The sequence below is a fragment of the Vaginella massiliensis genome, assembly GCF_900089075.1.
Classification (GTDB): Bacteria; Bacteroidota; Bacteroidia; order Flavobacteriales; family Weeksellaceae; genus Weeksella; species Weeksella massiliensis_A.
This window is the reverse complement of sequence record NZ_LT593746.1, coordinates 556742-568606: the sequence shown is the minus strand read 5'-3', so window position 1 is coordinate 568606 and position 11865 is coordinate 556742. Positions and strand designations below refer to the sequence as shown.

12 protein-coding genes are annotated in these 11865 nt (G+C 38.6%); 8 read left to right on the top strand and 4 right to left on the bottom strand.

Going from position 1 to position 11865, the window contains the following annotated elements; genetic code table 11:
- The first annotated feature begins 41 nt into the window (after window positions 1–41).
- The 6 genes from BN8061_RS03890 to BN8061_RS03865 all read left to right on the top strand — a co-directional run bounded on the left by BN8061_RS03890 (window position 42) and on the right by BN8061_RS03865 (window position 6618).
- Window positions 42–2225 (top strand): patatin-like phospholipase family protein, encoded by a 2184-nt coding sequence (locus BN8061_RS03890; RefSeq protein ID WP_068597917.1) that lies wholly within the window; start codon window positions 42–44, stop codon window positions 2223–2225.
- Between the two features lie 4 nt (window positions 2226–2229).
- A complete protein-coding gene (ybeY, locus tag BN8061_RS03885; protein WP_068596671.1) occupies window positions 2230–2649 on the top strand; it encodes an rRNA maturation RNase YbeY in 420 nt (139 codons plus the stop codon).
- A gap of 65 nt (window positions 2650–2714) precedes the next feature.
- Window positions 2715–4586, top strand: a complete 1872-nt coding sequence (mnmG, locus tag BN8061_RS03880; protein ID WP_204207189.1) for a tRNA uridine-5-carboxymethylaminomethyl(34) synthesis enzyme MnmG — start codon at window positions 2715–2717, stop codon at window positions 4584–4586.
- Between the two features lie 10 nt (window positions 4587–4596).
- The gene (locus BN8061_RS03875) at window positions 4597–5418 is read left to right on the top strand and encodes a class I SAM-dependent methyltransferase (protein ID WP_068596669.1); all 822 of its coding nucleotides are present in this window, start codon (window positions 4597–4599) and stop codon (window positions 5416–5418) included.
- Between the two features lie 6 nt (window positions 5419–5424).
- On the top strand, window positions 5425–5907 hold the full coding sequence (locus BN8061_RS03870; RefSeq protein ID WP_154662245.1) for a hypothetical protein: 483 nt from the start codon (window positions 5425–5427) through the stop codon (window positions 5905–5907).
- A 12-nt stretch (window positions 5908–5919) separates the two neighbouring features.
- Window positions 5920–6618, top strand: coding sequence for a YiaD family glycine zipper/OmpA-like lipoprotein (locus BN8061_RS03865; protein WP_068596666.1), 699 nt, complete (start codon window positions 5920–5922; stop codon window positions 6616–6618).
- A gap of 47 nt (window positions 6619–6665) precedes the next feature.
- Here BN8061_RS03865 and BN8061_RS03860 read toward each other — a convergent pair whose 3' ends face one another.
- The 4 genes from BN8061_RS03860 to BN8061_RS03850 form a co-directional block, all read right to left on the bottom strand.
- Window positions 6666–7730, bottom strand: coding sequence for a hypothetical protein (locus BN8061_RS03860; protein ID WP_068596664.1), 1065 nt, complete (start codon window positions 7728–7730; stop codon window positions 6666–6668).
- 19 nt (window positions 7731–7749) lie between these two features.
- A complete protein-coding gene (locus BN8061_RS03855; protein WP_094745847.1) occupies window positions 7750–9126 on the bottom strand; it encodes a chloride channel protein in 1377 nt (458 codons plus the stop codon).
- Window positions 9127–9155: 29 nt separating this feature from the next.
- Window positions 9156–9275, bottom strand: a complete 120-nt coding sequence (locus tag BN8061_RS11965) for a pirin family protein (protein WP_394330296.1) — start codon at window positions 9273–9275, stop codon at window positions 9156–9158.
- 125 nt (window positions 9276–9400) lie between these two features.
- A complete protein-coding gene (locus tag BN8061_RS03850) occupies window positions 9401–10351 on the bottom strand; it encodes a 2-hydroxyacid dehydrogenase (protein WP_068596663.1) in 951 nt (316 codons plus the stop codon).
- Between the two features lie 79 nt (window positions 10352–10430).
- Here BN8061_RS03850 and BN8061_RS03845 point away from each other — a divergent pair, with 79 nt between their 5' ends.
- On the top strand, window positions 10431–10856 hold the full coding sequence (locus tag BN8061_RS03845) for a SufE family protein (RefSeq protein WP_068596661.1): 426 nt from the start codon (window positions 10431–10433) through the stop codon (window positions 10854–10856).
- A gap of 2 nt (window positions 10857–10858) precedes the next feature.
- Entirely contained in the window at window positions 10859–11860 is a 1002-nt protein-coding gene (locus BN8061_RS03840) for a glycosyltransferase family 9 protein (RefSeq protein ID WP_068596659.1), read from the top strand.
- The last annotated feature ends 5 nt before the right edge of the window (window positions 11861–11865 follow it).

The following is an 11865-nucleotide window of genomic DNA, read 5'->3' as shown; positions in this document are numbered from 1 at the left end:
TCGTTTTCCGTAGTATCTTTATTCGCAAATTCTATAGTGAAATGGTAAAGTTTCTTATTGCAATTCTCGCTTTTACGCTTCCATTCACGACTTATGCTCAGCAAAAAAAGAAGGTTGGTGTAGTACTGAGTGGTGGCGGTGCAAAAGGTTATGCACACATTGGAGCATTAAAAAAAATTGAAGAAGCAGGAGTGAAAATCGATTATATCGGTGGTACAAGTATGGGTGCGGTGATCGGAGGACTGTACGCCGCTGGTTATACGCCCGATGATATGATGCAAATCATCAACAACCTCGATGTTAACAATGTGCTCACCAATGACAAGAATCGAAAAGACATTCCTTTTTTCAATAAAACTTTTCAGGAGAAATACATTCTCGAGCTTCCGTTCAACAATTTCAAAATTAGAATTCCGCAAGCGATTTCTTCGGGACAAGGACCATTAGATTTGCTTTCGTATCTGCTAAGAAATGTTCATCAGACAGAGGATTTCAACAAGCTTCCTACTCCTTTCTTTTGTGTTGCAACCGATATCGAAACGGGAGAAGCAAAAGTTTTTCGATCAGGCTATTTGCCACAAGTGATACTAGCAAGCGCGGCTTATCCTTCGCTTATAAAACCCGTAGAAATCAACAATCGAGTATATATTGATGGCGGGGTTCTCAACAATTTTCCAGCAGATGAAATGAAAAAAATGGGTGCCGATTATATAATAGGTGTAGATGTAGAAGAAGGAGAATTACGACCAAAAGAACTCGTGAATTCGGCGGTAGATATCATCCAACAAATTATCTCGTTCAATATTGTAAAAAACTCTACGGAGCAAAAAAAACTTGCCGATCTTATCATTAGACCTGACATTTCGCAATATACCGTTACGAGTTTTTCGGAGTTTATGCCCATTTATCAGAAAGGAATCGAAGCGGGAGAAGAAAAATTTGAAGAGCTGATAGAGATTGCAAAACTGCAAAATGCAACAGACAACAAACGAAACAGTATTTACAACAACGATTACATCTTGATACGCGATGTAAAAACAAGCGGATTAGAAAAGTTTACCGATGCTTATATCAAAGCTCGATTCGGTATAAAACCGCCAGAATTGTTGAATTACGAGCGCATTCTGACTGGGGTGAATCAGTTGTACGCAACAGGAAATTTCTCGAACATTACGTATCGGATAGAAAAAGACAAAGACGACCACTACAATTTATCTTTGGCGTTTACCGAAAATCGTAACCGTCAGTTTTTGAAATTTGGTCTTCATTACGACGATCTTTTCAAGACGGGTTTGCTGGTGAATTTCACCTCAAAAAACTTCTTGTTCAAAAATACCAACCTCTCGACCGATTTCGTTTTTGGTGATTTTTTTCGATACAATATCAATTTTTTTATAGACAATGGTTACCTGCCGAGTTTTGGAATTAGCGCCTTTATGCACAACTTCGATTACGGAATTCCGATTTCCGAAACCGACAATACAGAGGTTAATTATGATTTCAAAAACTACGTGAATAGAGTCTATATGCAATCGACCCTGCGCGAAAAATATGCAATGGGTGTGGGGCTAGAACATCAATACCTCAACTTTTCTACCCGAAATTATATTGACGAACAAAGCAGTTTTTTCAAGCGAAAAGAAGATGCGAACTTCTATAAAGCCTATGCTTATTTTACAGTTGACAATCGCAACAACCCGAATTATGCCCAAACAGGAACAAAACTCGAAGCGATGTTTGCTTATTTTGTAGATTCTGACGCAGAAGAGTTCGAAAATCACACACAGCTCAAAACGAGAGTGGAGACAAATTTACCCATCAATAATTTCTTAAGTTTCAGATTTACTGCTAACTTTGGAACCTTTTTCAACGATAAAATTTCAAACGTTCAGAAATACACCTTAGGCGGTTATGTAGAACAGAGTTTCATTAATTATACAAAGTTTTACGGACTACCTTTTGGGTCGGTTGTGGGTGATAATATGTTTACTGCTGGTGTTGGTTTGCAAGCTAAAATATTACGCAATCATTACCTGAATCTGTTTGCCAATGTCGCCAATGTAGAACAACAACTCGATGATATAAATTTCTTGAAATACCAATACAGCGGTTACGGAATTTCGTATGGGTACGACAGTCCATTGGGACCAATCAACGGTTACTGGGCTTATTCGCCCCAAACCAACAAAGGATTATTTAATGTAAGTTTAGGATTTTGGTTTTAAGACAATGATAGAATTTTTTTACGAGACAGACTTCGAAATAAAACAAGCCAACAACTTGATCGATTGGATTATCGACAGTATGAAAAACGAAGGCAAAACCATTGGAGAACTCAACTATATTTTTTGTGACGACGATTACCTGCTGAACATCAACCGGCAATACCTCGACCACGATTATTATACCGATGTTATTGGTTTCGATAATTCTGACGAATACGAGCTCAACGGAGATATTTTTATCAGCATTACGCGCATTATAGACAATGCCAAAACTCATCAGGTTTCGTTCGAAAACGAATTAGCTCGAGTCATGATTCATGGCATTTTGCACTTTGCTGGATACAAAGACAAAGAAGAAGACGAAAAACAAGAAATGACCAAAATGGAAGACTTTTACCTTTCACGGTTAGAGCTGATTAATTAAAATTGTTTCACGTGGAACAATCACCAAAAACACTTAAATAACAAGCATTTAACAAAGAAAATAAAATGATATTTCAATCACAATATGATGTAATAGTTGTCGGAGGTGGACACGCGGGCGCAGAAGCAGCCGCCGCCGCAGCCAATATGGGATGCCAAACACTTTTGGTAACCATGAATCTGCAATCTATTGCACAAATGTCTTGCAACCCTGCAATGGGCGGAATTGCCAAAGGACAAATCGTACGCGAAATCGATGCGCTTGGAGGATATTCAGGAATTATCACCGATAAAACCATGATTCAATTCAAAATGTTGAACCTCTCGAAAGGTCCAGCTATGTGGAGCCCAAGAGCACAATCGGACCGAATGAGGTTTGCAGAAGAATGGCGATTGGCATTAGAAAACACTCCAAATGTCGATTTCTATCAAGACATGGTGCGCAACCTGATCGTCGAACAAAACAATGTGGTTGGAGTCGTTACCAACATCGGAATACCAATCAGAGCCAAAGCGGTGATTTTGACCAATGGAACATTTTTGAACGGATTGATCCACATTGGTGAAAAACAATTTGGAGGAGGAAGAATGGGCGAAAGTGCAGCATTCGGACTCACAGAACAATTGGTAGAATTAGGTTTTGTTGCAGGTAGAATGAAAACGGGAACACCTCCAAGAATAGACGGGCGATCATTAGATTTCAGTAAAATGAGCGAACAAGCCGGTGACGAAAACCCGAGAAAATTTTCTTACACCGATACACCAAAATTAACCAAACAAAGAAGTTGTTGGATCTCGTATACAAATCAAGAAGTACACAATTTGCTGAAAGAAGGATTTGATAGATCGCCGATGTTCAATGGAACCATCCAAAGCATCGGACCGAGATATTGCCCTTCGATCGAAGATAAAATCAACCGATTTGCCGATAAAGAGCGACATCAGATTTTTGCAGAACCCGAAGGCTGGAATACCATAGAATATTACATCAATGGGTTCTCGACTTCGTTGCCAGAAGAGGTGCAAGCAAAAGCATTGAGAGCTATCCCAGGGTTTGAACATGCAAAATTCTTTAGACCAGGTTATGCAATCGAGTACGATTACTTCCCTCCTACCCAACTAAAACATACTTTAGAAACAAAATTGATCGATAATCTATTTTTTGCTGGACAAATCAACGGAACAACGGGTTACGAAGAAGCAGCTTCGCAAGGATTAATGGCAGGGATAAATGCAGCCTTGAAAATTCAGCAACGAGAACCTTTCGTCTTACAACGCAACGAGGCTTATATCGGCGTTCTTATCGATGATCTCATCACCAAAGGTACAGAAGAGCCTTACCGTATGTTTACCTCGCGTGCAGAGTATAGAATCTTGCTCAGACAAGATAATGCCGATGAACGCCTGACGCGTAAAAGTTACGAGCTTGGACTCGCATCAGAAGAACGATTGAGAAATATGGAAGAGAAATATCGTCGAGCAAATGAATTTCTTACCTATATAGAAAACGAATCGGTAACGCCTGAAGAAATCAACACAACGATACAAGAACGCGAAGGAAATCCATTGAAACAAACCAACAAAATCGCCACGGTGGTTGCAAGACCAGAACTGAAACTGAACGATTTTTATAACTTGCCAAAGGTTGAACAATACCTCGCAGAGCACGACCTCACAGAAGAAGAGTTGGAACAAGTCGAAATTCAGATCAAATACAAGGGTTATATCAAAAAAGAAAAAAACAATGCAGATAAACTCACTCGTTTAGAAAACTTGAAAATACCCAAAGACATCGATTACCTGAAAATGGGTTCGATGACGATAGAAGCTCGACAAAAATTATCGAGTATACGACCAGAAACAGTGGCTCAAGCCTCGAGAATTTCGGGAGTTTCACCAGCCGATATCAGCGTGCTATTAATTCATATGGGAAGATAATTTCACTAAATTGAAAGTAAAAGACTATTTCTTAACGCAAGAAGAATTCGAGTTAAAAGAAGACCCAACACATGGGATGCTTTGCACCCAACCTATTCCTTCGGATTTTGGAAAATATTACGAAAGTGAAAAATATATTTCTCATACCGACGGAAAAAAGAGCGTATTCGAAAAATTATATCAATTAGCAAAATCAGCAAATCTGAAAGCCAAATACAAAGTAGTTGAACGACACGCAACTGGAAAAAAGATTTTGGACTACGGTTGTGGGGTTGGCGATTTTCTAGCCTACATGAAACAAAAAGGATTTGAGGTAGAAGGCTTCGAACCCAACGCCACAGCACTGGAAATTGCTCGTCGAAAACTCGGCAATTTGGTCACAAACGAATCCATCATCCAACGCAAACAGCAATACGATGTCATCACGCTATGGCACGTGCTAGAGCATATTCCCAATCGAGACGAAATCTTTCAATCGCTGATCGATCATCTTACGCCAGACGGCATTTTGGTTGTTGCCCTACCCAATCACAATAGTTACGACGCCAAATTTTATGGTAAATATTGGGCTGCTTACGATGTTCCGAGACATCTATGGCACTTCGATCCAGAGAGTATGAAACGCTATGTTTCTTTTTTTGGTATGAAAATTGAAATTATATACCCACAATACTTCGACAGCTTGTATGTTGGAATATTGTCTGAGAAATACCAAAAGAATCAATTCGCATTTTTACGTGGTGTATATCTAGGTTTAATTTCGAATTATAAAGCCAAAAAAACGAAACAATTTTCATCTTTAATCTATATGATAAAAAAGGATCAAAAATAAATTACTATGAAAAAAGGAATATTATTATCGAGTTTAGTCGCTATGAGTTTGATCTCATCTTGCGCTTCCACCAATGTCAAAAAAGATATCATCAATACCGAAACGCAAATGCGCGGAAGTTGGACAGTGACCAATGTTTCGATACAAGGAACAACCGGAAAAGTAAATGCAAAAGTATTTGACGAAGCACCATACGAATGTTACATCGGAAGCCAATGGAATTTGGTACAAAACAACAACTCGGGAACCTATACCTTGGTCGGTGGCGGAACTTGTCCTTCTGGCACAAACGCAATCAAATGGACGGTGAGCGATGATGGAGCATCAAAATATTTCAACTTCAAACGTGTCAACAACGATAAAGCGAAAAACGTTTTGACAGGATATAAAATGCGCCTACAAAGTGTAACAGATTCTAATATGACTTTGGTGCAAGATGTTCCTTTCGAAGGAAAAATAATAAATATTGTATATAATTTAAGCAGATAAAAAATTTCAACTATGAAAAATATTAAAAAATCAGGTATTGCATTGTTATTAGGAGGTACATTCCTTTTCTCATCATGTGAGGCAGTAAAAAATACAAACAATACCCAAAGAGGTGCGGCAATCGGAACAGTTGCTGGAGGTGTAATCGGAGGTGTCTTAGGAAACAACGTAGGCAAAGGTGGTAACACTGCTTTGGGAGCTGTAATCGGAGCTGCTGTAGGTGGTGGAGCCGGAATCTTGATTGGTCAGAAAATGGACAAGCAAGCCGAAAAAATTGAACAAGTTTTGCCAGGTGCAGAAGTTGTACGTACCGAAGAAGGAATCAACTTGATTTTGGACGAGAATTCAAGAGTAACATTCGAATACAATTCTTCCGCTTTGACCTCGGTTGCAAAATCAAACTTAGGCAAATTGGTCAAAGTCTTCAAAGAATATCCCGATACAGATTTAATGGTTGTAGGCCATACCGATAATGTAGGTTCACAAGCTTACAATTTACCGTTATCTGAAAAACGCGCAAAGTCTGTGGTAGATTATTTAAAAACAAAAGGGATAAGTGCATCTCGTTTACAATACAAAGGTGTTGGTCTTAGCGAACCAATCGCGGACAACTCTACCAAAGCTGGACAAGCTCAAAACCGTCGTGTAGAGATTGCCATTACCGCAAACGCTAAAATGATCGAAGACGCTAAAAAAGAAGCAGGTCAATAAGACGCCATCATCATAAACTAAAAAAGGAGCCTTTTAAGCTCCTTTTTTTATTGAAATCTGGTTACGTACCATCGGTTGTCTATTTTTTCTACAACAATGCTGTAATCGTGCGACACGCCTTCTGTATTGCTGATGTTCGCGTTCACCTCTACCCTATTCTCATTACTTTGGGTAATCACATTCGAATTGATTTTAGCTTTAGCTAATTTTTTTATCGCATCGGCGTTGGCAAAATCATTGTATGAATCATATTTGTCGATTTTAGACAAAGCATAAGCGCCAGATAAATTGCCATTCACAATATTCTGAACAAATTTTGTTGCGATAGGATTCGTCTTAGCTACCACTACATTTTCCTGAACAGCAATAGAATCATTAGCCTCAGCTTTGGTTTCTTTAACATATTGATCCGAAATTCTAATTCTTTTTCGCAAGGTTAAATATCGGTTAGGATGCGGTATTCTAACTAAAATATCCAACATATTCGAGGTGATTTTATGTTGATCGAGCTTATCATAGCTCAGCACAAAACCGTCAAAAGCACTCATCAAATCGAATGATTGAGGTGGGATAGAAAATTTTTGAGTATGAATTAATACATTATCGCTCAACACATCAACCGTTGCGACCAATTCATCCATATTGTTGATGGTCTGCCCATTCGCATCGATCAAACTTGGATAAATTTTCACACCATTCGGAACATTGGATAGATCCAGCGCAAGACCCACATGCTCTTGAGTTGCCAAGGCTTCGGTTTTTTCCATTTTTGGAATCCCGCCAGGATAAGGCGCCTGATTTCGATTCCAAGAAATACCATTTTCTTGAGCAACTTGCTCTGCCATGGTAAAAATTTCTTCTGCATTCTTGCCGTCCAACAATCGTCTTACTTGCGCCCATCGGGCTTCAACTGTAGCTTGTTTGGTGTCGTATTCGAAAAGTAAAAACAAGGCTTCTTTAAACTTTTCTTGTTGTAAGCTAGGCAATGTCTTCGAAATTTCGTCAAATGAAGTGTTGAACGTGATTTCGGTCTGACTATCGATGGTCGGTTGATCTTTTTTACATTGAACAAAAGTGATTGCGATAATTATTGCAATGATTAATCTTTTCATAGGCTGTTGTATTAACTAATTATACACGAATATCCGAAGATTTTTTCGATTTATCTTCTTCCAAATTAGGCAAAGCGTCTGAAATTGCTTTCGAAGTTCTTTCATAAAAAGATCGTTTGTCTATGGTGTTGGCAATAAGGTAAGAAACCAAGGCCGCCACCATAAAATAAAAGATTACCGAATGCCTATCGGTCATTTCTAATACCAAGATGGCCGATGTAAAAGGTGAACGGGTGAAAGATGTTAAAAATCCGACCATGCCAATAAGGATCAACATATTCATTTGTCGAGGTTTCAGGCTGAAAATTTCGCCAATAAAAGAACCGATTGTACCGCCAAAACTCAAGGCTGGAGCGAAAACACCGCCTGCACCACCGTTGCCAAACGAGATGACACCATTGATTAATCTTGCAGGAATGGTGTACCATTCGACCGTTTTATCGGTCTCGAAAAGCAAACGATCCAACAAAAAATTTCCTGCTCCAACGCTATCGGCATTGGTATAATAGACGATGATACAAAAAATCATCACCATCAAAAATCCAAAAATAAATTGAACGATTCGTTTGAGTTTTCGTCTAAAATCATTGACAAAAAAAACCAATTGCCCAAAATAAGTTCCAATGATCCCACATAATACCGAGGTAAGGAGAATTAATAAAAAAATCTTAATTCCTTCGGCATCAACCTTAGGATAACCGAATATCAAATAAGGTCCTAAAATGGTTTGAGCCGTGAAACCGGCGATAATAACTGCCGCAAAAATGGTGGTTCTTAAATATTTGAGATGATTTTTTGTGAGCTCTTCAATCGCAAAAACAATTCCACCCAATGGCGTATTAAAGGCTGCTGCCAAACCCGCCGAAGCGCCAGTAATGATCATCAACTTTTCGTTGATCTTTGGCCAAGACGAGGGTAAAATCTTATTGGTAAAATGCAACACAGATGCAGCGATTTGTATGGTTGGACCTTCTCTCCCCACTACCCCACCGCCGAGTGACATAAAAAAACTACTCACAATTTTTACCACAATGATGCGTAAACTCAGAAACTGATCCGAGTAGGCTTTGAAATACCTTTTGTTCATATTCAGAACAGCCATCACTTGTGGAATTCCGCTGCCATTGGCATGCTTCCCGAATTTGAAAACCGTGAGATAAGAAAGTAAAAAGAAAATTGGGGCTAAAGCAAAAACCCATGCTCTGTCTTGTTGATAAAAATACAAAAAGGTTTCTTCACCAAAATGTAACAAGGCGGCATAACTGGTAGAAATGAGACCAATGAAAATGGAGGAAATCCACAACGGAATCGATTGCAAAAAGAATTCTTTTGCTTTCGGATTATTATCTCTCGATTTTTTTACAAAATAATCAATCAGTTGGTTCAACGGTTTCATGTCTCGTTTAGGTTCTAAAATTTCTAGGACTACAAAGGTACTTCAATCAGTAAAATTTTTGAGCCTTCAGACACCTGAATTTCGAACTCTTTAACATCAGAAATTTTTATAGCATCTCTTCTATTTAACATAATATCAAAAATTTGAATATTTCTACGAATAAAAAAACATAACTGCTTGGTTATCTGAATATAGTATAATTATTGATCAATTGAATACAAAGTTCAAACTTTGACCAACAAAATAAAATGATGTAGATAAAAGTAAAAACCTGTTATTCTGCCTCGTAAAATTCGCGCCATTTTAGAATTTTATCGACTATATACCGAGCTAATTTGTATTTGGATTGATGAGTCCAACCGGCAATATGCGGAGCCAAAACCACTCGATCTGATTGGATAAGATACTGAAAATCGTCTGGGAAATCGTCGAGTTTGAGATGCTCGAAAGAAGATTTTTCGAACTCCAAAACGTCTAAAGCTGCACCTATAATTTTACCTTCTTCTAGTGCACTTATCAAATCTTTTGTAACAACTGCTTTTCCGCGGGCGGTATTGACAAGATAAAACGGTTTACGAAAATTATGAATAAAATTTTTGTTGATCATTTTGGTGGTTAACGGTGTTTGCGGTGTATGCAAACTCAAGACATCGACCTTTTCAAAAAATTCATTCAAATCAACTTGACGAGCGTACTCATTTCCTTTGCCATCGAGAATATCGTAACAAATCACCTCAACCCCAAAACCTTGTAAACGTTTTGCAAAAGCATTTCCCATATTGCCATAACCGATAATCCCAACCGTCTTCCCGTACAACTCATCGCCTCTATTCTCTTCACGACGCCAAATGCCGTTGCGCACTTCTAAATCGGCTCTACGCAAATGATGCATCAACATCAGCAACATTCCTACAGCATGCTCACCAACAGCATCGCGGTTACCTTCTGGCGAATTGAACAATTGTATATTGCGTTCTGCAGCGTAGGCTTGGTCGATATTTTCTAGACCCGCTCCTACTCTACCAATGAATTTCAGTTTTGATGCTTTTTCTAAAAAATTCCGATCAATCGGGAATCTGGAACGAATAATCAAACCATCGTATTGCTCTATTTTAGCCTCAATTCTTTCTTTAGAATTTACATAATCTTCGTCTACCGTAAAACCTGCATCGCGTAGATCATTGACCAATGTGGGATGATTGGTATCTATTGCTAAAATTTTCATTCGAAAAGTGTTTATACAAATGTACAAGACAAATGCAATAACTCAACCCAAATCAAAGAAATCTTCTTAACTTTGTTGTATGAAAATAGAAGAAATTCAACAAGAAATAATAGATGAGTTTTCATTCTTCGACGATTGGGAACAACGATACGAATACCTCATCGAATTGGGTAAAGATTTGCCGTCGATGCCAGAAGATGAAAAAACAGATGATAAACTCATCAAAGGTTGCCAATCTTCTGTTTGGTTGGATGCAAAATTCGATGGCGATAAAATTCAGTTCACCGTCGATAGCAATGCGATTTTACCCAAAGGTATTGCTGCCTTACTGTTGCGAATCTACAACAATCAAAAACCTATAGACATTGTAAATGCGAACACCGACTTCATTGGCGAGATAGGTTTGCAAGAATTTTTATCGCCTACCCGCGCCAATGGTTTATTGGCCATGATAAAACAATTTAAGTTTTATGCGATTGCCTTTCAGGCAAAAGCAAATCAATAGGTATGAAAAACAAAAAGAGAATCTTGGTGCTTCGATTTTCTGCTTTGGGAGATGTGGCAATGCTGGCACCTGTACTCGATGAGTTGAAAAAACAACATTCCAATGAAATTTCGATCTACGTCGCTTCTAGGCCAGGCATGAAAGCCATTTTCAACCAAATCGAAAACATTCATTTTATCCCAGTTGATTTGGATGATGAATACAAAGGACTTCTTGGTCTCTACCGCTTATACAGACGTTTGCACAAGTATCATTTCTCGGCAGTTGCAGATTGTCATCATGTTCTTCGGAGCAAAATCTTGTGTAAATTTTTTCAATTTTCTGGAAAAAAAATTGCTGTTTTAGACAAAGGTCGTGCAGAAAAAAAAGCCTTGGTCTCGCAACAAAACAAAGTTCTGAAACCTCTGAAACACATGACCGAGCGATATGCCGACGTATTTCGAGAATTGGGCTATACGCTCAACTTATCGCACCAATTGTATCCGAGTCCCAACAAAATTCCAAAAACGATTGGCATTGCTCCTTTTGCAAAATTCAAGAGCAAAACGTATGATTTAAAGAAAATGAAAAGCATCGCCATCAAGTTTGCCGAAGCTGGCTATAAAGTCTTGCTGTTTGGAGGCGGAAAAATAGAAGCTGGAATTCTTCATAAATGGGAAAAAAAACACGCCAACATCAAATCATTGGCAGGTAAAATGACCTTTCATGAAGAATTGGTGTATATCGCCAAATTGGAGGTGATTATTTCTATGGATAGTGCCAATATGCATTTGGCATCGTTGATGGGAACGCGGGTAATATCGATTTGGGGCGGCACTCATCCTTACGCTGGATTTTTGGGTTATGGGCAGTCGATGGAAGATGTGATACAAGATGATGGTTTAACGATTCGACCGACGAGTATCTATGGTAAAGACCCGAAAAAATTCAAGAATTTCGATTATTTTCAGCATCTTGAGGCGAATGATGTTTTTGAGAAAATCAGGGCTAAAATCGAAGCTTAGCCAGT

What these genes read in the sequence shown, in the direction of transcription:
- BN8061_RS03890 (WP_068597917.1), top strand. Translation starts at nt 42, where the DNA reads ATGGTAAAGTTTCTTATTGCAATTCTCGCTTTTACGCTTCCATTCACG.
- BN8061_RS03855 (WP_094745847.1), bottom strand. Translation starts at nt 9,126, where the DNA reads ATGAAACCGTTGAACCAACTGATTGATTATTTTGTAAAAAAATCGAGA.
- BN8061_RS03865 (WP_068596666.1), top strand. Translation starts at nt 5,920, where the DNA reads ATGAAAAATATTAAAAAATCAGGTATTGCATTGTTATTAGGAGGTACA.
- BN8061_RS03870 (WP_154662245.1), top strand. Translation starts at nt 5,425, where the DNA reads ATGAAAAAAGGAATATTATTATCGAGTTTAGTCGCTATGAGTTTGATC.
- ybeY (WP_068596671.1), top strand. Translation starts at nt 2,230, where the DNA reads ATGATAGAATTTTTTTACGAGACAGACTTCGAAATAAAACAAGCCAAC.
- BN8061_RS03845 (WP_068596661.1), top strand. Translation starts at nt 10,431, where the DNA reads ATGAAAATAGAAGAAATTCAACAAGAAATAATAGATGAGTTTTCATTC.
- BN8061_RS03860 (WP_068596664.1), bottom strand. Translation starts at nt 7,730, where the DNA reads ATGAAAAGATTAATCATTGCAATAATTATCGCAATCACTTTTGTTCAA.
- BN8061_RS03850 (WP_068596663.1), bottom strand. Translation starts at nt 10,351, where the DNA reads ATGAAAATTTTAGCAATAGATACCAATCATCCCACATTGGTCAATGAT.
- mnmG (WP_204207189.1), top strand. Translation starts at nt 2,715, where the DNA reads ATGATATTTCAATCACAATATGATGTAATAGTTGTCGGAGGTGGACAC.
- BN8061_RS03840 (WP_068596659.1), top strand. Translation starts at nt 10,859, where the DNA reads ATGAAAAACAAAAAGAGAATCTTGGTGCTTCGATTTTCTGCTTTGGGA.